This is a genomic window from Flagellimonas meishanensis, assembly GCF_019880545.1.
Lineage (GTDB): Bacteria > Bacteroidota > Bacteroidia > Flavobacteriales > Flavobacteriaceae > Flagellimonas > Flagellimonas meishanensis.
In genome coordinates this window covers 312,212-332,999 of record NZ_JAINVW010000003.1, presented here as the reverse complement: position 1 = coordinate 332,999, position 20,788 = coordinate 312,212, and the positions used below count along the sequence as shown (strand labels likewise).

The following is a 20,788-nucleotide window of genomic DNA, read 5'->3' as shown; positions in this document are numbered from 1 at the left end:
ACGCTGGTCCATCAGCGATTGGAGTCCTCTGCGATTTTATCCTCCGGATAATAGGTGATTACCCGAGTGGTGTAGGTGTTGTTGGGAGTGATTATTTGTTTTACCCAGTTTTTTGTCGGACTGTTATCAAATTGAAATATATACTCCTCCACGGATTTGGTGGTAACGGTTTCAGTCACGATTTTTTGCAAAATCCCATCTGAGTAATGATACAACAGTTTTTCCTCGGGTGCGAATTTTTTTGTGCCGTGGTCATATTGAAAGCGCTCTTTGGAGACCAGTTTTTCATTTTGGTCATAGACTTCCTCCAAGGCGCTATCCGGCTCACCATCCAAATATTCCTTGGTCAGCACCACTTGTTGAATACGACCCTTCACATTTCTTTCAGAAGTCCTCACTGATTTCTCAAGCACCCCGTTATTGAAAATACTGGTGGTCATTTCGTTCTTATAGGGTGTGTATTCAAAAGTGGTTTCATCAACGCCTCCAGAACTTGATGTGACTATTTTGGTCAACCGGCCCAAATCATCGTATTGGTATTCCTGTTGCTCCAAGAACTCTTTGTCATACGAAATGATCTTTTCAAAAATCCTTCGTTCGGGCAGGCTGTCCACCGAATAAAAATTGGCTATGGAAGTGGCTTCATCCAGTACGTTGTTCTTGTAGCTTTCCATTCGTTTTTCCACTAACTCTTTACCATCATACCTATATATGGTGATGTCCTGGTCGGATTCATTGTACTGGGTAACGGTCTTTGTCAGTAGTCCTGCTTCGTTAAATTCAAACAATTCCCTGCCATAGTCGGTAATCACGAGACAGGACTTGACCTTTCCGTGTAGGTCATAGTCTGCAACCGTAAAAATCCGTAATTCTTGGGAATGAATCGGAAATACGCTTTGAAGAAGGATGAGAAGTATTGGGACGTAGTTTTTCATCATAGGGCAAAATTAGTTGGAATTCAGGCAACTAAAAAATTTAATGCACACATCGTGCCTAAATTATATCCACATATGGAAACAGGACGCTAAAATTTTCGCTCTGGATCAAAAGGGGATAAATCCAAGGAAGTTTTTTGGCCGGAAATCAGCTCGGTCACCAACTTACCGGTAACAGGACCCAAACTCCAACCCATCATAGCATGCCCAGTGGCAATCACCACATTGTCATGGGATTTTATGCGCCCGATATATGGAAGTCCATCAGGGGTTACGGGCCGTAGCCCGCATTGGGCATTGTCCTTGTCGTCCTCGGAGATTTTGAGTCCCCTGTAATAACGTTCCGCACCTTTGGCAATGGCTTCCACCCTTTCTTTTCTTATTTGATGGTTTATTCCTGAAAATTCCATCGTTCCGGCAAAACGGGTAAATCCCTTCATGGGTGTGACAGCCATTTTGGCTTCCATCAAAATTGCGGGCATGGATATTTGGGTGGGCGCTTCAACATTGATGCGATAGCCCTTGCCAGCTTGAAGAGGCAATTTCAGATTCAACTTTTTTAGCAATTGGGAACTCCAAGAGCCTGCTGCCACGACCACTTCATCCAAAGCATATTTTCCCTTATCGGTTCGAATAGCCCTTACTTTTTGCCCCTGCGTTTCAAACTCGACCACATGTTCCCCTTTTACGATGCGAACTCCCTTATCCTGAAGATGGGCAAGCATTCTTTCCATGAACTCGCCGGGGGTGGTATGCCTATCGCATTCATAATGCACGGCACCCAGGGCATCCAACTCAATATTGGGTTCAATTTTTCCAAGGCCTTCCCTATCCAAATAATTTACCTCCAAGCCCATCTGCTCGGCCTTCTCTGCGACCGGGATTTCATGGTCCCTTGCCTTTTCCGTTTTGTAAATCATCAAAAGACCTTTCTTCTCAATATGGAAATCCCCCAATTCCTTGGAAGCCTTCATCCCCTCATACAATTCCCTGCTAAGCAGATTGATGTCCCTGATTATGGGCATGGCCCGCTCCACCTTGGCCTTGGTAGAAGATTTCTTGAAATACCAGGCCCATTTCATAAAATCCAGATCCAATCTGGGTTGCATGTAAAATGGACTGGAAGAATTGAACATATACTTCATTCCCATGGTAATCATCCCGGGAGCCGCCAGGGGAACAATATGGCTCGGGGTGATATAGCCCGCGTTTACAAAAGAGGCTCCCGAATTGATCTCCGACTTGTCCAGCACCGTGACGGAATGGCCTTCCTTTTGCAAAAAATACGCTGCGGAAAGCCCCATTATGCCCCCGCCAATAACCACAATATTCTTATTGCTTCCCATTTAATCGAAATAAAAAGTGGTACAATACACTCAATGATTTATTACAGTTGGTAAAAGTAATCCTTAGGCAAATAGGGATTAAAAATAATTTTAGGCCTTATGGTATTTTACCAAATACGCGGACAAAGTTAAAGCGCCGTCCCAGGATGCGGAAGCACCGTAGCGAATTTTTTTTGAGGTGTTTTCCCAATATCTGCCAGAATCCAAAAAGCACTTATTTATTGATCTTTTGACTACTTTTGGGAAATTTCATAAAAATATGACATCCATGAAGCACACTGCACTACTCGTCCTTGGATTAGCCATTTCCTGCAATACGTCCCAAAAGACCGTTTCTGAAACGGCCCAGACTCAAAAACCCACTAATCCGGTCGCCTATGCGCAGACCATTACCGAAGAAGAACTGAAGGAGCATCTTTACATTTATGCTTCCGATGACTTTGAGGGCAGGGAAACGGGGAAGCCTGGACAAAAGAAAGCCGTGGAATACCTTAAAAGTCACTATGAGGCCATGGGGGTTCCTGCCGCCCAGACCAGCGGTGACTACTTTCAAAAAGTGCCATTGGAGGTTTCCAACGTTCCCGTAGGGAACATTATTATTGGTAATGCTACCCTGGCGCTGGGTGAGGACTTCTTGACATTCTCTGCAGCCGAAGGCGATTATGATGCGCTTGTTTATGTAGGATATGGTGTGGAAGAAGGCAACTATTCCGATTATGACGGGGTGGATGTCACAGGTAAACTGGTTTTGATGAAGGCTGGCGAACCTATGGATGAAAGTGGAAACTATATTGTCTCGGGAACTGCCGAACAATCCGTTTGGAGCAATATGTCCGAAGCAATGCAAAAGAAAACAGAGCTTGCCACTGAAAAAGGTGCCGCTGGAGTGCTCTATTATGATACCGCAAATTTTCCACGCTTCAAACGGTACTTTGATTACATGAAAGCCAACAACAGTGGCAAAATGCAGCTGGCGGGGGATAATGATGACAACTTCATCATCATATTGAATGAAAAATCCGCAAGGGCATTAAAGGATGATATCGATAAGGACCATAATCCAAAAGCCGCCTTGGTCAGCATAAAATTGGCCATCACCAGCGGAAACGACATCGTTGACTCTGAAAATGTGGTCGCCGTGATCAAGGGGACAGAAAAACCCAATGAGTATGTGGTGATTTCATCCCACCTAGATCACATTGGCATTACCGCGGACGGACAAATAAACAATGGTGCCGATGATGATGGTTCTGGGTCTGTTGCCCTGTTGGAGATAGCAGAAGCATTCAAAGAAGCGTCCAAAGCGGGCGAAGGACCTAAAAGGTCCATTGTTTTTTTACATGTTACCGGAGAAGAAAAAGGCTTACTGGGCTCCCGTTACTACACCGACTTTGACCCTGTCTTTCCGCTCGCCCAGACCGTTGCCAATCTTAACATAGACATGATCGGCAGAATTGACCCCAAACGGGATGGAGACCGAAACTATGTGTATTTGATTGGGTCGGATAAATTGAGCACAGAGCTTCACAAGCTGTCGGAAGAAGTGAACCAAAAATATGCAAACCTGGAATTGGATTACACCTACAACGATGAAAACGACCCCAATCGCTTCTACTACCGAAGCGACCACTACAATTTTGCCAAGAACAATATTCCCATCATATTCTACTTCAATGGTACCCACGAGGATTATCACCGTCCTGGCGACACCCCGGACAAAATAAACTATGACCTATTGCAAAACAGAACAAGGCTCGTTTTTCATACCGCTTGGGAAGTTGCCAACAGGGATGACAAAGTGGAGGTGGATAAGGCCACAAAATAGTATACAGATCCATTTTTTTAGCAAAACCTGCCGTTTGGCAGGTTTTTTTGTTTTTGATGGTGTCGGTTATCTTTTTATTCCCAGCCGAAACCTCATTCAAGGAATGAAAATAAGGTTGTTCGTCGAAAATTATGAACATTTCACCCGATTATTGGCCAAATCGCATCATTGATCAACCCGAAAACACCAACCGTCAATTACTCTCATATTAGGGAGTCCATGAAATCTACTTTTACACCATTATTAACCTCTTTACACAAGTAAATCATGGAAAAGAACATTTTTATCAGGGCATTGGCACTTACAATGGTCCTGAGTTTTTTTGTGCTGCTCTCTTGCAGCAAAGATGACGACTGCGAAACAAAACTCTATTACCTTGATAAGGACAAGGACAATTTTGGTGCCGGAGAACCCGCCACCGCGTGCAGTCCCCCTAAGACCAATATTGGGCAATATGTCCTTCAAGGCGGCGATGCCGATGACAATGACGCAAACGTAAATCCCGGATGCGCCCTTGCATTTTATTTGGATGATGATGGGGACGGTTTCGGTACTGGAGACCCAATCCTGTTCTGCGTAAACCCTGACCCAAACAAATACACCGATTTTGATGGTGCCTTTGATTGCAATGACGATGACTCAAGCATAAATCCCGGTGTTTTGGCCACTTACTATCCCGATTTGGACAATGATGGATATGGCGATGGCTTGGGACAAACCATTTCCGTACCTATCTGCGATCCCACGCCCGAGGGGTATGCAGCCAACGGTGATGATTGTGATGACACCAATGCCGGCGCCAATCCCGGTGCTGGGCAGATCACTTATTATCTTGATTTGGATAACGATGGCTATGGAAATGAAGAAATTTATAACATTGTCGAGCCTTGTGAAGAAGTTCCAGAAAACTCCTCTTTAATGGCAGGGGACTGCAATGATCAAGACCCTACCATAAACCCAGATGCAGAAGACAACCCCAACGATGGTATTGATAGCAATTGTGATGGGCAAATGGAAACCGTAATTTGGTCCGGACCAGATTTTCAGTTTAGTAAATTGGCAAATGACGATTGGGCAGCCGAAGGAGCGAATGCCTCCTGGGATGTATTAACTGATAACGTTACACTGACCCGAACCACCGAAGGATACATAACCAATATTGCCTGGTGGCTAGATGTGGTTAATTTCGTACCCTCGGAAAATGAAGACCTGCCATGGGAATATTTGGGAAGAAAAGCCCAGAACGCCCCAATAGCTCCCGTAGGCAATGCCATTCCCAACGGTGGTCCCCAAGGCGTGCGTTGGGCCATTTTGGAACAAGGGGGCAACAGCCAAGCTTGGGACAATTTTGACTGGTACGGTACTTTAGGAGATCCTACACATTTTTATAGCCTTAACAATATCGTGACCATTTGCTCCCTCTTAAATGACAATGAGTCACCCACAAATATTGTTGATGATTTTGGTGTTGATAACACCCAGCAGATACAGAATGAAGCCATCGATTATTCTATGTCTTCGGTTAATCATTTGAAGGACATTACCTTGGGTGTATGGTTAGTTGAGGAAAACATCTATTTTACGATGACCATAATAGATATCCCTCACGTAAGTATGGGAAATTCCATAACCTACATCCGGTCCACTCCCAATAATTAAGTCACATAAAATCGTATAAAAAATCCCGAGCCATGTTGTTTCGGGATTTTTTTGTTAAGTAGCAGCCCGGAGTCACCTCGGCCTTGCTCGGAGCAGACTTCTCTACCTTACATCCAAAAAAAATCCCAAACCAAAAGATGGTTTGGGATCAATTATAAATTTCTGGGTGGAAGACCGGGTTCGAACCGGCGACCTCTGGAACCACAATCCAGCGCTCTAACCAACTGAGCTACAACCACCATGTAAAGCGGATGCAAAAATACTTTTTTGTATCGATCCAACCAAACGAAAAAAGAATTTACATAATCCCATTTTTGAAAATATACTAGTCCGATTCCCTCCCCAACGAAAACCTTTTAGGTTTTGATTCGTAGGAAATCCCATTTTATATTCAAAACACCGATGAAATACCCATTTTTTGCGATAAAACACACAATATTCGGTGTTTCACAACATTTAATTCCTAATAAAATGGAGCCAAGGTATTTTTAAGCCTTTAGATAATAGCATATACCAATGCCCCAACAGAACAGACCGCTTCAACTTGACCAAAAACTGTGGCTCATAGCACTCTTGCTATGCATGTTTATGCTAAGTATGCCCCTAAAGGCCCAAGTTTCCACAAAGGATAGTCTTCTATACAGACTTAAACGATTGGAATCCAGCAAAAGGTTCAACCCCAGGGACACTACCCATATAAAACTCTTGACCAATGTTGCCTTTTCCTATCGCTTTGTGAACAACGATAGCCTCCATTCCATAGCCAAGCGGGTGCTCAAGTACTGCCAGGCCATAGATTACCAACGTGGTGAGGTGAAGGCATTGTATGCACTTGGGAGTTACTACTCCGATGTAGGGGATAGAAAAAATTCCATGGCAACGTTTAAAAAAGGACTGAAATTGGCCAAGGAAATCAACACCAAAAAATGTGAACTGGACATCATGAACGCCTTGGGGCAGAACTTCAGTTATGAGGGAGATTATGCCGAGGCCCTTAATCTTTATTTGAAGGGTATTGACATTGCCAAGCAAATGGACCACAAGGAAATGCTGTCAATTCTCAATGAAAATATAGCGGGTCTGTATGCCGACCAGAAAGATTTTAAAAATGCACTCATCTTTTATGATACCGTCCAAAAGATAAACCGGGAACTCAATGATGAGATCATTTATGCCGAGACGCAAAGTAACATGGCATCACTCTACAAGGACGCAAAAGACTTTAAGCATGCCATGTTCAACATCAACAGGAGCATTGCCGCATTTGAAAAGCACAAAGTATACGATTGGTTGGCCTACGCCTATGAAGTGAAGGGAAGTATCTATCTAGAACAGGAAAAATACCAATGGGCGCTCTACTGGTACGACCAAAGCAATATGCTGCACAACCAACAATTGGATGACGACCGGGAAAAAATCCAGTTGTTCAATGGAATGTCCAAGGTATATCTAGGGCTGGGCAAGGACGAGCTGTCCATGGAATATGCCATGGAAGGATTGGAACTGTCAAAAAAAATACAATCCCTTCAGGGGCAAATTGATTGCTCTGAAACCTTATATAAAGTGCACAAGAACAAGGGAGACCATGTTGTGGCTTTGGCCTATATGGAAAATTTCAAGAAATTGTCCGATTCCCTTTTCCGGGACAAGAACAAACAGAGTCTATCCCTTTTGGAAACCAAACTTCAGTATGAACAGGAGAAACAAGAGCTGATAGAATCCAACCAATTGGCACTGGCCAAGCAAAGGAACTACATTTATTTTTCAGTCATCATCCTGATTATTTTGAGCATCATCATATTTGTGGTAAGGCGCAGTGAAAAAATCCAGAAAAAACTCAACAAGGAACTGCACAAAAAATCGCAGGCCATCAGTGAAAGGGAAAACCAGCTCAACGAGATAAACCGAACCAAGACCAAATTGTTCTCCATAATCGGTCATGACCTACGGGGCCCCATTGGCGCACTGCAGAGCATGTTGAAACTCTTTACCGAAGGCGATATCGAGAAAGATGAGTTCCTGTCCTTTATCCCAAAATTAAAGGCCGATGTGGAAAACATATCCTTTACATTGAACAATTTGCTTTCATGGGGACAGACTCAATTGAACGGTGTGATCACAAAGGCCAAAAATGTTCAGTTGGACAAACTTGTTGAAAACAACATAAGCTTACTATCCGAAATTGCGGCCTCCAAGTCCATAAAAATAATGAACCAGCTCCCTGAGAATCCCTTGATTTGGGCCGATCAGAACCAAATAGACATCGTTATCCGGAATTTGCTTAGCAATGCCATTAAATTTACTCCGGAAAATGGACTCATTACCATAGAGGCAGAGGAGAAAACCAATATGTGGCAGATCATGATCCGTGATACCGGTGTTGGTATGGATGAAGAAATGCAGAAGAAAATATTTGAGGATACCAACATCACCACATACGGCACCAATAATGAAAGGGGCACCGGTCTGGGGCTTTCCCTTTGCAAGGAAATGGTATTGAAGAACAAAGGAGAAATATGGGTGGAAAGTGTGCAGCGCAAAGGCTCATCATTCTACTTTACCGTTCCCAAGGGCGAGAAAAAATACCAGTGGGCCAGTTAGGTCTTAGATAAGGTCATCCAGGCTGTTCACCGCAACAAAACGCTCCGTGGTAAAGCCCTCGGCATATTCCACACCCACCAATCTGCCCAAGTCCCTGGCCCTGTAGTTCACACTTTCTATAAAATTTTTACTACTGATGGGGGTTTCCGGTTCCCCGCTATCGGGGTCATAAAACTGGGAGCCATACGCCAAGATTGCTTCCGTTTTTTTATCTATGAAATCAGAAACATCGACCACAAAATCCGGTTCCAAATTTTTCCATTGGATATAATGGTAGACCACCTTGGGCCTCCAGGGTTCCTGCCATTGGTCGTCCCCGTCTATTTTGGTGTCAATCTTGACCAGACCGCTCAAAAAACAGGCGTCGCTGACCAAACTGCTGCCTTTGGCATGATCAATATGCCTATCCTCTATGGCATTGCATAAAACTATTTCCGGTTGATATTTCCTGATCATTCGGATTATTTCCAACTGATGCTCCCGGTCGTTGGTGAAGAATCCATCGGCAAACTCCAAATTTTCGCGAACGGCAATGCCAAGTATTTCTGCTGCCCGGATGGCTTCTTTATCCCGTATCTCGGCGGTACCACGAGTTCCCAGTTCGCCCCGGGTCAAATCGATGATGCCCACCTTCTTTCCTTTGGAAACTTCCTTGGCAATGGTTGCCCCTGCTCCCAACTCCGCATCATCGGGATGGGCGCCAAATACTAAAATATCTAACTTCATTATAAAAATTGCTTATGCGTGTACCCTGCTCTGTTTCTTCACCTTAGCCAAAGCCTGTTCAATGTCTTCAACCAAATCCTCCATCTCCTCAATACCTATGGAAAAGCGTATCAGAGAGTCCTTTATTCCCTGTTTTTCCCTATCCTCAGGGCTCATTAGGGCGTGTGAGGTTTTTGTGGGGGAGAGCATGGTGGTCTCTATTCCTGCCAAGCTCATGGAAGGCTTGATGAGCTTCAATTCCTTGAAAAATTGGGATACATCGATATCGTTTCTCATTTCAAAAGAGAGCATGCCCCCAAAACCCTTCATTTGGGATTTGGCCAGTTTATGCCCAGGATGGTCCTGCAACCCGGGATAATAGACTTTTTCAATGTCATCATGTGCACTCAGGTAATTGGCCATTTTCATGGCATTCTCCGTTTGGGCCCTGACCCGCAATCCCATGGTTTTGATACTTCGTTCCAAAAGCCATACCGTGTAATCGCTCAAACTACCTCCAAAACAGATGGCGTTATGGAAAATTTCCTTGATTTTATCTTCCGAGGCTGCGACAACACCGGCACATATATCGGAATGTCCCCCCATATACTTTGTGGCACTGTGAAGCACCATATCAATACCAAAATCAATGGGGTTTTGGTTGATTGGACTGGCAAATGTATTGTCAATTAGGGATATGGCACTGTGTTTTTTGGCTAGTTTGGCAATCCCCGCTAGGTCTGTAATGGTCAAAAGTGGGTTGGATGGGGTCTCAATATATATGACCTTGGTGTTAGGCTTGATTTCTTTTTCAAAGTCCTCTACCTCCCATCCTGTGGTGAAGGAATAGACTATCCCATACTTTTCCAACTGCGTGACCACAAAGTTGTAGGTTCCACCATACAGCGTCTGTTGCAGCACAATATGATCACCCGCCCTCAAAAAGGTCATAAGGGCCGTGCTAATGGCAGCCATGCCACTTCCAAAAATCAATGCTGCCTCGGCGTGTTCCAAGGCAGCCAGTTTTTTGCACAGTGCTTCCTGGTTGGGTGTGTTGAAATATCTCGGGTATCTTTTTACAGGAACATCCTCAAAGGCATATGAGGTGCTCATGTACAGGGGGGAAACAGCACCCTTGAACTGCTTATCCTCCAACTCACCAACATGGGTACAAATGGTATTTGTTCCTTTATATTTAGACTTCATGATACAAAAACTTTGTCCTAAAGATAAAGAAATGACTTATACCTGGACCTGCTTCCATTTTCCTTTTTTGAACCAAACCATGGCGATAATGGCCAACAGCACTTCGGCGAGGGTAATCGCCACAAAAACACCTGTGGCTCCCCATCCCAATACAAGTGCGGCCACATAGGCGAAAGGCAACTGAAATATCCAAAATGTAACCAAATTGATTTTGGTAGGAGTCCTAGTGTCCCCTGCCCCATTGAACGCTTGGGTAACTACCATGCCGTAGGCATAAAACACATAGCCCATGGCAATGATCTGCAGGCAAAGTCCCCCATTTTCCACCACACTTGGTGTGGCATTGAAGGCGGCAACGATATCTTTGGCAAAAATCAAGTATACCACGGAAACCAAGGCCATGAAATACGCATTGTATTTTCCTGTTTTCCAGACCGATATTTCCGCCCTTTCGGGTTGTTTGGCCCCTAAGTTCTGGCCCACAAGGGTAGCAGCCGCATTGCTCATGCCCCATGAAGGCATCAAGGTGAACAACATTACGCGTATGGCAATGGTGTAACCTGCCAAAACTTCGCTCCCAAACTCTGACATGATCCGCATAAGGAAAACCCAGCTGGAGGTCCCAATCAAAAATTGGGCGATTCCACCCAAGGAAACTTTAATCAGGTTGACCATTACCTTAAGGTTCAGGACCAAATCGTTCACAGCCAGCTTGATCCTGCCCCATCCAAAGAACAAAATCCCCAACTGGAACAACACCGCACTTCCCCTGCCAATATTGGTCGCAATTCCTGCGCCCATAACCCCATATTCTGGGACAGGACCCCATCCAAAAATGAAAATGGGATCTAGGATGATATTTAGTCCGTTAGAAAGAATCAATGCCCACATGGCAATGGAGGCATCCCCAGCTCCCCTGAAAATGGCATTTATCATGAACAACAGCACAATGGTAATGTTTCCTCCTATCAAAAATTGGGTATACCCATACCCTTCTTCAATAAGTTCTGGTTCAGCACCCATCAAGGCCAAAATTTCCTTTGGATACAGGATACCAACGGTTCCAAGAACCACCGAGACCAAAATTCCAAGGCTAATGGCTTGCACTGCTGCAATTCGGGCACCCTGGACGTCCTTTTCCCCTATTCTGCGAGCAACTATCGCCGTGGCGGCCATACTCAGCCCAATGGCAAGGGCATAGACCAATGTGATTACGGATTCCGTTAAGCCAATGGTAGCCACCGCATTTACGCTTACTTGGGAAACATAGGCGATGTCCACCAAAGCAAAAATGGATTCCATCAACATTTCCAAAATCATGGGAATGGATAGCATGAATATGGCCTTCCGGATGCTTCCTGAAGTAAATTCGGTTTCTTTTCCGGACACGGCTATCCAGAAATAATTGATGAATTTTTTAAAAGAGTGTGTATTTAAGCGTGTCATTTTAAAAGAATTATGTGTAACAAAGAGGAGGTGATGTCAAGTTTTCCGAAAAGTCTTTCGGTTATTTATTTCGCCCTGGCGAAAAGGTGACATCTATCGTGTACATAATTCTTATAGCTTCATGATGAAGCAAATATGCAACTTTTTTTTAAAGAAAAGGGGGACGAATGGCATTATTTTGCATAATGAACCCGGTAGCGCCATAGGCTTACCCCGCCCAAAACGAAGACCCCGAATACTGTGTACCACACAAAACTTGGGGTGATCACCTGGTCCCCACTAGCATAGCTATGTAATCCAACTAGGTAGAAATTTACCCCAAAATAGGTCATCATGATGCTGGCAAAAGCAAGGATACTGGCAAAATTAAAGGTCCATTTTCCACGAAGACCGGGCACCAACCTCATATGCAGCACAAAAGCATAGATCATAATGGAAATCAAGGCCCATGTCTCCTTGGGGTCCCAACCCCAATATCGGCCCCAACTTTCGTTGGCCCATTGTCCACCGAGGAAGTTTCCTATCGTCAACATGACCAATCCCGTTGTCAAAGCCAGCTCATTTATAATGGTAATTTCTTTGATGTTGAGGTCCATTTTGGCTTTGTTCTTGTCCGTGGTCAATACTATCAACAACAGGGAAACCACCCCCAAAATCATGCCCACGGTAAGCGGACCATAACTGCCCACAATAACCGCAACGTGAATCATTAACCAATAGCTGTCCAAAACGGGTACCAAATTGGCAATTGAAGGGTCTACCCAACTTTGATGGGCTATCCAAAGCAACATGGAAGTCACAAAGGCGCTTGCGGCAATGGTCAACTCACTTTTTCTTCCCAACGCCAACCCTATGCCCATTGTGGCCCAAGAAACGTATAGAATACTTTCATAGGCATCACTCCAGGGGGCATGCCCAGATATATACCAGCGTAGGACCAGTCCGGCTGTGTGCCAAATAAAGAACAGGATAATTGTTCCTTTTAGCACATAGGCAATCGCCTTTAAAAACTCCCGGTCCTTAAAAATCTTAAATATCAGTACGGCGAACAAGAGCAGACCTACAAGAGCGTAGTATTTATAAAGCCTGTTGAAAATATCCAACTTGTTGTAGATGATTTCCGTTTTAACCTTCTTTTCGGAAGGCAGGACTTCCTGACCATGGTTTTTCTGGTTTTGCTTGAAGGCTTCAAGCAACTTGTCCGGCTGGGAATAATCCCCGGTGGTGACCGCATCTTGAAGCGAGGTCAGATAAAAAGGCAGGGCATTTCTTATAAAATTGGAATACAGGGAATCTTGCACCTGATATTGCCCCGATCTATATTCAATGGCCGATATCCATTTGTTGTTCTCATCGTTCAGCAAAGGAAAGATCTTGACAATCTGTCCACTTAGCGCTATGTTCAGCAGGCTGAGCCTTTCACCCACTTTTTTAAAATCCTTTTCAAAACTGGATGGGTTGTTGGTGGAAGTGGCCTTTTCCAAATAGGGTTGCAGTTTGTAAGTCCCTTTCTGGTCAAAAAAGTCCGTGGCCTTGACATACTTGGTTCCCTGCGGAACACCGATTATTTTTCTAATGCTGTCATTTTCCTTTTTACCAAGTGCAATGAATTCTGTGTTGTACCAAGCCCCAGGGTTCAGCATCATGGAAAGAAATACCTGATTGGCGGACAAATCCTTATAACTGTTCTTGCCACTCAATTTGCGTAGCAATTCCGAGGCAAAGGTATGGATGGGCTTCATCCTTCCTCCTTCATCCTGAATGACCAAAGCACCAAACCTTTCGGCATGAGCCTGATCTACCTTGGTAGTTTGTATAATGGAATCCACTTGGTCTTGTGTGGGCAATAGGGAATGGTCATGGTTTGAATCATTTTGTTGCGCGGTCATGTGGCCACTGGCAAGAAAAAGAGCGAATAAAGTCAACGCCGCTTTTTTAACCTTGATTTTCTCCAGCATTTCCTGTAAATCCCTAAAGCGAGTCTTTCCAAAGAACATGATGCCCATTAACCCGATGTAGAGCAAAAAGTATCCTATATATGTGATCCATGTTCCCCACATATCGTGGTTCACGGATAGCACGGTTCCTTTTTCATCGGGGTGAAAGCTGGACTGGAAAAAACGATAGCCCCTATGGTCCAACACATGGTTCATGAAGATGTCATAATCGAAGGAACGTTCATCATTTACCGTGATCTTGCTCATGAAAGAAGAGTATCCTGTTTCAGTCCCGGGATATTTTTCGGCAATAAAATCATTCAATTTTATGGAAAAGGGAAGTTCATATACCTTGGACCCATAGCTGAGCGAAAAATCCAATCCGCCCACCTGTATTTTGTCAGAAAAGTTCGTGGTCCCCTGACCGCCCAAAAGTTTCGCTTCTTTGGTCTCCCCATTGGCGGAAATGGAAACTACCAAGGCATCCAGGGTGGAATCGGTGATCTCATCTTCAGGGACCTTTACCACACCATAGCTCCCAGTAACAAGGGGTTCTGGAATCACGAATTGCATCCCGGCCATAGTATAGAGCGAGCGCAGCTGTAACGATTGTAGACTGTCTTTTACGAGATTGCCGCGAAACTGGTCCGCCATGCGCATGAAACTCCCTTCAAACGGTGATTGAATTTGATATTCGCCATCGTTATAAAGAATATTGATGGCCCCATCGGTTTTGTTGTTGAGTGCAAAGAGCACATTGTGGATACTGGCAATCTGCCCGTTCTCCAAATAGTGTTCGTGCCGTTGTCCATCACCGGCCTCCACGATCTTCAGGTATTCCTTTCCTTGCTCATCCGGGATCAACCCCCTTTTGGCTCCTTTTATAAAATCCACAAAAGCAATTGAAAAGGGCTGACCGTTAAAATCGGATTTCCATGGAAGGCTAGACCTAATCCCCTCCGGTGTAACTATCAAATCGTCTTCCAAAACCCTTCTTTTGGTCTCTCCGTTGATATCGCCATCCACAAAAGTGGTCAGGTAGGTCTTGTCGGAATAAAATCTGTTTTCAGAGGCGCCCTCCCTAATGGGCATCATCCCCTCATAACTTATATATCGGGTAACAAATGCACCCATAATAATCAATATCCACGACAGGTGAAGCAGCAAAACCGGCCATTTTTTCCAGCGCAGCAGCTGGTACCGAAAAATATTCCCCGTGAAATTGATCACGAAAAAAACCATAATGGCCTCAAACCAAGTGGCATTGTAGATATAAATTCGGGCCGTTTCAGTACTGTACCAACTTTCCACAAAGGTCCCAATGGCCATTGCCCCTGCAAATATCAGGAACAGGACTGCCATAAGTTTTGTGGAAAAAAGGGTTTTTTTGAGAATGTCGATCATGAAAATCAGGTCTTCCTTTCGATTTGCAAAATTACGGCCTTTTTTAAGATTTTAACAGGACATTGCTCGTAAAAAGCCAACGTTATCTGTTAATTCTTTGTCAAAAGCTTGTCCTGTTAAATTTGTAGTTTTGGGCATGCTTTCCCTGGTCATATTAGGTACTGGCAATATAGCCAACCATTTGTTCGATGCTTTTGAAAAATTGGACCATGTGGTTGTGGCCCAAGTGGTAGGAAGAAGTGCGCAAAAGCTTCAAAAGTTTGCACAGCACACTTCAACCACTACCGATTTTGATAACGTTCTGGATGCCGATATTTACTTAATAGCGGTGAAGGATGATGCCATTGGGGAAGTGTCCGCCCATCTTGCTGATAAAAAAGGCCTTGTGGTGCACACATCCGGTGTGGTTGACATGCATGCCATTTCTAATTTCAATAGGGGCGCTTTTTATCCCCTGCAGACTTTTAGCAAGGAGCGACCTATGGATTTTAGCCAAATCCCCATTTGTGTGGAAGCCCAGGATCATCATTCGTTGGGCAAACTGAAAAAATTGGCCTCACTCTTGTCCGACAGCGTGCACGAAATCAATTCGGAACAAAGGAAAAAATTGCATCTTGCAGCTGTTTTTGTCAATAATTTTACCAATTATCTGTATGGTATAGGTGAAGAAATCTGCTTGTCCGAGGGACTCGCTTTTGATTTATTAAAGCCCTTGATACTGGAAACCGCCGAAAAAGTACAAGACCTTTCCCCAAAAGCTGCCCAAACAGGTCCGGCAAAAAGAGGGGACATAGCAAGCATGCAGGCCCATTTAAAATTGATAGAAAGAGAAGAACTAAAAAAATTATATAAGCATTTGAGCGAAGCAATTCAAAAAGCCTATGAAAAAGAACTATAAAGAGCTATTGGGCAACATCACCACCTTTATATTAGATGTTGATGGCGTACTGACGGACGGCACGGTTCTGGTAACCACCAGTGGTGAGATGTTGCGCAGAATGAGTGTCAAGGATGGTTATGCGCTCAAAACCGCAATTCAAAAAGGATATAACGTTTGTATCATTTCCGGAGGGACTAATCAAGGGGTTAAGGAACGGTTGAAAGGTTTAGGCGTGACCGATATCTATTTGGGGGCACATCTAAAACAAGAACCCCTGGAAGAATATCTGGACATTTATAAGATTGAGCCACAAAATGTGCTTTACATGGGTGATGACCTGCCCGATATCCCTGCCATGAAAATGGTGGCCGTTGCCACTGCTCCGCAGAATGCCGTTCAAGAGGTAAAGGCCATAGCGGATTATGTTTCGCATAAAAATGGTGGCGATGGTTGTGTCCGTGATATTATTGAACAGGTGTTGAAGGTCCGCGGGGACTGGAACGATAATTTCAGCGCCAAAAATGATTAATCCGCTCCAGGAAAAACTAAAGGACCGAAAGATTATTTTGGGTTCCGGTTCTCCGAGACGCAAAGCTTTTTTGGAAGAATTGGGACTGGATTTTGAAGTTAGGGCCAAACCCGTCGACGAAATCCATCCTCTCGATTTAAAGGGAAGTGAAATATCAGAATATCTGGCCCAGTTAAAGGCATCCGTTTTCCTGCCAGAACTTCGGGAAAAGGAAATTGTGATCACCTCGGATACAGTCGTATGGCATGAAAATACCTCTTTGGCCAAAGCCGAGAATGCCTTTGAAGCCTCCAAAATGTTGGGACAGCTTTCTGGTAAGTGGCATGAGGTAATCACCTCGGTATGCTTCACCACAGTAACAACCCAGAAAGTGGTAAGTGCGATCACCGAAGTTAAGTTCAAGGAATTTAGCCAGGAGGAAATTGAATTTTATATAGAAAAATGCAAGCCGTTTGATAAAGCCGGTGCCTACGGCATTCAGGAATGGATCGGTATGATAGGCATATCGGAGATTCGGGGTTCCTATACCAATGTGGTGGGGCTACCTACCCATTTGGTTTACAAAACGTTAATGGACATGGTTTCCTAGTTGGGTATCATTACCTTTACTGGAAAACCCTATTTTGATGAGATCCATACGTTCATTCAGCCTAATTGCAGCCATACTTTCGCTTTTGATCTTCTTTCCAGTTTCCTGCAAGGAGGCTTCCAATAAAAATACAGAAACTGCGCTGGCCTTAAATAGCACCAATGACGCAATTGAGACAATGGTCCCTAAAAAACAGCTATCCCAAGCCTTCAAGGATTATTGGTATGCGGGCAACGCAGAGGTGACTTCCTATACCTTGGAGCAGGCCAGATACGGAGAAATTAGGGATGGACATGCCGTGCTCGTTTATGTTACCGAGCCTTTTTTGCCAGAGGAGCAAGTAAAGGCCAACCAAAGCAACCCCAAAAATGTTTCCGTTTTGAAGCTGAACGCCACAAAAAAATATTTGACCGGAATTTACCCTTACTCCATCATGGGGAGCACTTTTTATCCCATTCATGACAACCAACATGCATTAAAAGTAAGCCAGTCAGTGCAGGAATGGTGCGGGCATGTATACTCACAACTCAATAATAGGGACAAGTTTGAGTTTATTTCCCATTCCTATTTTGAAGGCGAAGCCGACCAACAATCTACATTGGAAAAAGAACACCTGGAAAATGAAATATGGAACAGAATAAGAATAAATCCGGACAATCTGCCAACTGGAGAAATCCAGATGATTCCCTCATTGGAATTTATCAGGCTACGGCATCAAAAACTACAGGCGTATAGGGCCACCGCTACCCTAACCAACCAAGATGGCATTCAAACCTACACAATTTCTTATCCAGATTTGGAAAGGTCCCTCAGCATTGATTTCTCTGCCCAATTTCCTCATACCATTGAAGGTTGGAAGGAGACTTTCATAAGCGGGTTTGGCCCCAATGCTAAACCCATGACCTCAACAGCAACAAAAAGAAAAAGTATAAAAACCGCTTATTGGGGGCAAAATTCCAATGATGATGTAAGGCTCAGGGACAGTTTGGGATTGTAAAACTGCGGCTAAAGGCCTTTTGTTTTTTCCTGTTAAAGATGTTCTAAATTACACAACGGCTGGTGGTAAACTTTCTATATTTGGGACTAGTACTAAAAAACCACCTATGCGCTACTTTTGGGTCAGTTTGCTGGCCATTGTCACAGTTATTCCAAGCCTACTGGCCCAAGAACCGAACAAACCGACCTCAGCAGAGATTTATCACGACCTTCAAAAGTTGAATTTTCTGGGCACCGCACTATACATTGCGGCCCATCCGGATGATGAGAACACACGCTTGATTTCCTATCTCTCCAATCACGACCATGCCCGTACGGCCTATCTTTCCATAACCCGTGGAGACGGTGGACAAAATTTGATCGGTCCTGAATTAAGGGAATTGTTGGGTGTCCTTCGTACCCAGGAACTATTGGCGGCCAGGCGGGTTGATGGTGGGGAACAACGATTTACCAGGGCCAACGATTTTGGATATTCCAAACATCCAAAGGAAACACTGAGAATTTGGGACAAAGATAAGGTGTTGGGCGATGTGGTCTGGGCCATCAGGACCTTAAAACCTGACGTGATCATCAATCGATTCGACCACAGGACCCCTGGAACCAACCACGGTCATCACACCTCCTCTGCCATGCTCGGTTTGGAGGCCTTTGACCTGGCCAACGATCCGCAAGCCTATCCTGAACAGTTGCAGTTGGCAGCCACGTGGCAGCCAAGAAGGGCATTTTTCAATACTTCCTGGTGGTTTTATGGAAGCGAAGAAAATTTTGAAAAGGCCGATAAATCCAAAATGCTAAAGTTGGATGTTGGCGTTTTTTACCCAGAATTGGGACTCTCAAACAACGAAATTGCCTCCGTCGCCAGTAGCCAACATTTATGTCAAGGGTTTGGGAGGGTCACTACCCGAGGTACGCAGGATGAATATGTAGAGCTGCTTAAAGGGGATTTGCCATCCACCAATTATCTGTTTGATGGCATAGAAACCTCTTGGTCCCGGGTTGAAGGTGGTGAAGCCGTTGGGGCCATTCTTTACAAAGTAGAAAACAATTTTGATTTTAAGAATCCATCAAAGCATATACCGGATCTTGTTGAAGCCTACCAACTTTTGCAGCAAGTAAGGGATGAACATTGGAAAAAAATTAAATCCGAAGAACTCAAATCCATCATATTGGATTGTGCTGGGCTGTATCTCGAATCCAGCTCATCAACCGAGTCCGGCACACCGGGCGGTAAGGTTTCCCTTCAAATTGAAGCGGTAAACAGAAGCCCGCAACACATTCTATTAAAAGAAGTGCACATAACACAAACAGGTAAAACGCTCGAGGTAAACCAAATCCTTGCCCATAACAAAAAAGAAGAACTACAACTGGACTTGGAAATCCCTCCACAAACCCCCTACTCCAATCCGTATTGGTTGAACCAACCGGGAACTTTGGGCATGTACCAGGTAGAGCGACCAGAAATTATAGGAATTCCAGAAACTCCCACTGCATTCAGCACCCAATTTGTTCTCGACTTTGAGGGTGTGGAAATTACTTTTGAAAAGCCAGTGGTCCACCGCTATTCCAAACCGGAAAAAGGAGAATTATATGAGCCATTTGTGGTAATACCAGAAGCTACATCGCGTTTTGAGGAAAAAGTGTTGATTTTTTCCTCCGCAACATCAAAGGATATTCGTGTGATGGTCAAGGCAGGAAGGGATAGTATTTCTGGTAATGCTACATTGGTGCTTCCGGATGGATGGAGTTTTTCACCTAGTCTTGTTCCTATTTCGATTGCTAGAAAAGGGCAGGAACAGGCAATTACATTTACGATTACAGCACCAAACGGGGAGAGTGAAGGCCATGTCTCTTCCTTGATAACCATAGGCGAAAAGGATTTTGATAAGGAACTTGTCCAGATTGACTACGAACACGTTCCCAAACAGTCGATACTTCTGCCATCCACCGCCAAAGTTGTCCGTATGGACATTCAAAAAACGGGGGAGCACATCGCGTACATTATGGGTGCGGGCGATAATGTTCCTGAGAGCCTGGAGCAAATTGGATATACGGTGCACGCCTTGCAGCCAGAGGACATTCAAAAAGGTGCCTTGGACAAATATGATGCCGTGGTAGTGGGTATACGGGCCTACAACGTTGTTGATGCGCTCAAATTTAAGCAGCCCCTACTCTTTGAATATGTAAAAAATGGAGGCAATATGATAGTGCAATACAATACCGCTAACCGATGGGCAAGGCAGTTTGAAAATATTGCCCCGTACCCTTTGACGCTTTCCAGAGATCGCGTTACGGATGAAAATGCTCCAGTGGAAATCATCGCAAAAAACCATGCATTGGTGAATTTTCCCAATAAGATAAAGGAAAAAGATTTTGAAGGTTGGGTACAGGAAAGAGGCTTGTACTATCCTAACGAATGGGACGATAGATTCACCCCTATACTCTCCATGCACGACGAGGATGAGACCCCTTCGCAAGGTGCCCTGTTGGCAGCGCCCTATGGAAAAGGTCACTATATTTATACCGGCCTAAGTTTTTTTAGGGAACTTCCGGCTGGTGTTTCCGGAGCATACAAACTATTTGCCAACATGCTTTCCATAGGAAAAAACGAAGTGAAAACAGATAACAATGTCAAAGGATAACCAAGTGGATACCCAATGGAAAAAAGAATACACGCTTGTGGTTCTTTTGAATGTGGCCTATATCCTGATCTTTTACTTTATCATGATTTTT

Annotated in this window: 14 protein-coding genes and 1 tRNA gene; 8 read left to right on the top strand and 7 right to left on the bottom strand. The window is 44.3% G+C overall.

The genetic code is table 11. The features are described from left to right. Nucleotides 1–11: 11 nt before the first annotated feature. Entirely contained in the window at nucleotides 12–935 is a 924-nt protein-coding gene (locus K7G75_RS09415; protein ID WP_222983998.1) for a hypothetical protein, read from the bottom strand. 89 nt (nucleotides 936–1,024) lie between these two features. Next, complete coding sequence (locus tag K7G75_RS09410) at nucleotides 1,025–2,281, bottom strand: NAD(P)/FAD-dependent oxidoreductase (RefSeq protein WP_222983997.1); 1,257 nt, start codon at nucleotides 2,279–2,281, stop codon at nucleotides 1,025–1,027. A 268-nt stretch (nucleotides 2,282–2,549) separates the two neighbouring features. Between K7G75_RS09410 and K7G75_RS09405 the strand changes: the two genes are divergently transcribed. Continuing rightward, on the top strand, nucleotides 2,550–4,106 hold the full coding sequence (locus tag K7G75_RS09405; RefSeq protein ID WP_222983996.1) for a M28 family peptidase: 1,557 nt from the start codon (nucleotides 2,550–2,552) through the stop codon (nucleotides 4,104–4,106). Between the two features lie 267 nt (nucleotides 4,107–4,373). Beyond that, a complete protein-coding gene (locus tag K7G75_RS09400) occupies nucleotides 4,374–5,765 on the top strand; it encodes a putative metal-binding motif-containing protein (RefSeq protein WP_222983995.1) in 1,392 nt (463 codons plus the stop codon). 164 nt (nucleotides 5,766–5,929) lie between these two features. Here the strand turns inward: K7G75_RS09400 and K7G75_RS09395 are convergent. Then, nucleotides 5,930–6,005: transfer RNA gene (locus K7G75_RS09395), tRNA-His, on the bottom strand. 276 nt (nucleotides 6,006–6,281) lie between these two features. Here K7G75_RS09395 and K7G75_RS09390 point away from each other — a divergent pair. Then, nucleotides 6,282–8,366, top strand: a complete 2,085-nt coding sequence (locus K7G75_RS09390) for a tetratricopeptide repeat-containing sensor histidine kinase (RefSeq protein ID WP_262420310.1) — start codon at nucleotides 6,282–6,284, stop codon at nucleotides 8,364–8,366. A 3-nt stretch (nucleotides 8,367–8,369) separates the two neighbouring features. On the opposite strand, the gene bshB1 is transcribed toward K7G75_RS09390, so the two are convergent. The 4 genes from bshB1 to K7G75_RS09370 all read right to left on the bottom strand — a co-directional run bounded on the left by bshB1 (nucleotide 8,370) and on the right by K7G75_RS09370 (nucleotide 15,064). Further along, nucleotides 8,370–9,092 carry a bacillithiol biosynthesis deacetylase BshB1 gene (gene bshB1, locus K7G75_RS09385; protein WP_222983994.1) on the bottom strand — a complete coding sequence of 241 codons (723 nt, stop codon included), beginning with the start codon at nucleotides 9,090–9,092 and terminating at the stop codon, nucleotides 8,370–8,372. 12 nt (nucleotides 9,093–9,104) lie between these two features. Then, nucleotides 9,105–10,277 carry a trans-sulfuration enzyme family protein gene (locus tag K7G75_RS09380; protein WP_222983993.1) on the bottom strand — a complete coding sequence of 391 codons (1,173 nt, stop codon included), beginning with the start codon at nucleotides 10,275–10,277 and terminating at the stop codon, nucleotides 9,105–9,107. A 36-nt stretch (nucleotides 10,278–10,313) separates the two neighbouring features. Further along, on the bottom strand, nucleotides 10,314–11,723 hold the full coding sequence (locus tag K7G75_RS09375) for an MATE family efflux transporter (protein WP_222983992.1): 1,410 nt from the start codon (nucleotides 11,721–11,723) through the stop codon (nucleotides 10,314–10,316). Between the two features lie 173 nt (nucleotides 11,724–11,896). Further along, nucleotides 11,897–15,064 carry a cytochrome c biogenesis protein gene (locus K7G75_RS09370; RefSeq protein ID WP_222983991.1) on the bottom strand — a complete coding sequence of 1,056 codons (3,168 nt, stop codon included), beginning with the start codon at nucleotides 15,062–15,064 and terminating at the stop codon, nucleotides 11,897–11,899. Between the two features lie 136 nt (nucleotides 15,065–15,200). On the opposite strand from K7G75_RS09370, the gene K7G75_RS09365 reads away from it, so the two are divergent. The 5 genes from K7G75_RS09365 to K7G75_RS09345 all read left to right on the top strand — a co-directional run bounded on the left by K7G75_RS09365 (nucleotide 15,201) and on the right by K7G75_RS09345 (nucleotide 20,697). Further along, entirely contained in the window at nucleotides 15,201–15,962 is a 762-nt protein-coding gene (locus K7G75_RS09365; protein WP_222983990.1) for a Rossmann-like and DUF2520 domain-containing protein, read from the top strand. After that, complete coding sequence (locus K7G75_RS09360) at nucleotides 15,946–16,473, top strand: KdsC family phosphatase (protein WP_222983989.1); 528 nt, start codon at nucleotides 15,946–15,948, stop codon at nucleotides 16,471–16,473. The genes K7G75_RS09365 and K7G75_RS09360 overlap by 17 nt, the downstream gene beginning before the upstream one ends. Continuing rightward, nucleotides 16,466–17,062 (top strand): Maf family nucleotide pyrophosphatase, encoded by a 597-nt coding sequence (locus tag K7G75_RS09355; RefSeq protein WP_222983988.1) that lies wholly within the window; start codon nucleotides 16,466–16,468, stop codon nucleotides 17,060–17,062. Before K7G75_RS09360 ends, K7G75_RS09355 begins: the two co-directional genes overlap by 8 nt. A 37-nt stretch (nucleotides 17,063–17,099) precedes the next feature. After that, nucleotides 17,100–18,059: a septum formation inhibitor Maf gene (locus K7G75_RS09350; RefSeq protein ID WP_222983987.1), complete on the top strand. Its 960-nt coding sequence runs from the start codon at nucleotides 17,100–17,102 to the stop codon at nucleotides 18,057–18,059. A 106-nt stretch (nucleotides 18,060–18,165) separates the two neighbouring features. Then, nucleotides 18,166–20,697 (top strand): PIG-L family deacetylase, encoded by a 2,532-nt coding sequence (locus tag K7G75_RS09345; RefSeq protein WP_222983986.1) that lies wholly within the window; start codon nucleotides 18,166–18,168, stop codon nucleotides 20,695–20,697. Nucleotides 20,698–20,788: the final 91 nt, after the last annotated feature.

Coding starts and splice junctions, on each gene's coding strand:
- K7G75_RS09415 (WP_222983998.1), bottom strand. CDS start 935: ATGAAAAACTACGTCCCAATACTTCTCATCCTTCTTCAAAGCGTATTT.
- K7G75_RS09410 (WP_222983997.1), bottom strand. CDS start 2,281: ATGGGAAGCAATAAGAATATTGTGGTTATTGGCGGGGGCATAATGGGG.
- K7G75_RS09405 (WP_222983996.1), top strand. CDS start 2,550: ATGAAGCACACTGCACTACTCGTCCTTGGATTAGCCATTTCCTGCAAT.
- K7G75_RS09400 (WP_222983995.1), top strand. CDS start 4,374: ATGGAAAAGAACATTTTTATCAGGGCATTGGCACTTACAATGGTCCTG.
- K7G75_RS09390 (WP_262420310.1), top strand. CDS start 6,282: ATGCCCCAACAGAACAGACCGCTTCAACTTGACCAAAAACTGTGGCTC.
- bshB1 (WP_222983994.1), bottom strand. CDS start 9,092: ATGAAGTTAGATATTTTAGTATTTGGCGCCCATCCCGATGATGCGGAG.
- K7G75_RS09380 (WP_222983993.1), bottom strand. CDS start 10,277: ATGAAGTCTAAATATAAAGGAACAAATACCATTTGTACCCATGTTGGT.
- K7G75_RS09375 (WP_222983992.1), bottom strand. CDS start 11,723: ATGACACGCTTAAATACACACTCTTTTAAAAAATTCATCAATTATTTC.
- K7G75_RS09370 (WP_222983991.1), bottom strand. CDS start 15,064: ATGATCGACATTCTCAAAAAAACCCTTTTTTCCACAAAACTTATGGCA.
- K7G75_RS09365 (WP_222983990.1), top strand. CDS start 15,201: ATGCTTTCCCTGGTCATATTAGGTACTGGCAATATAGCCAACCATTTG.
- K7G75_RS09360 (WP_222983989.1), top strand. CDS start 15,946: ATGAAAAAGAACTATAAAGAGCTATTGGGCAACATCACCACCTTTATA.
- K7G75_RS09355 (WP_222983988.1), top strand. CDS start 16,466: ATGATTAATCCGCTCCAGGAAAAACTAAAGGACCGAAAGATTATTTTG.
- K7G75_RS09350 (WP_222983987.1), top strand. CDS start 17,100: ATGAGATCCATACGTTCATTCAGCCTAATTGCAGCCATACTTTCGCTT.
- K7G75_RS09345 (WP_222983986.1), top strand. CDS start 18,166: ATGCGCTACTTTTGGGTCAGTTTGCTGGCCATTGTCACAGTTATTCCA.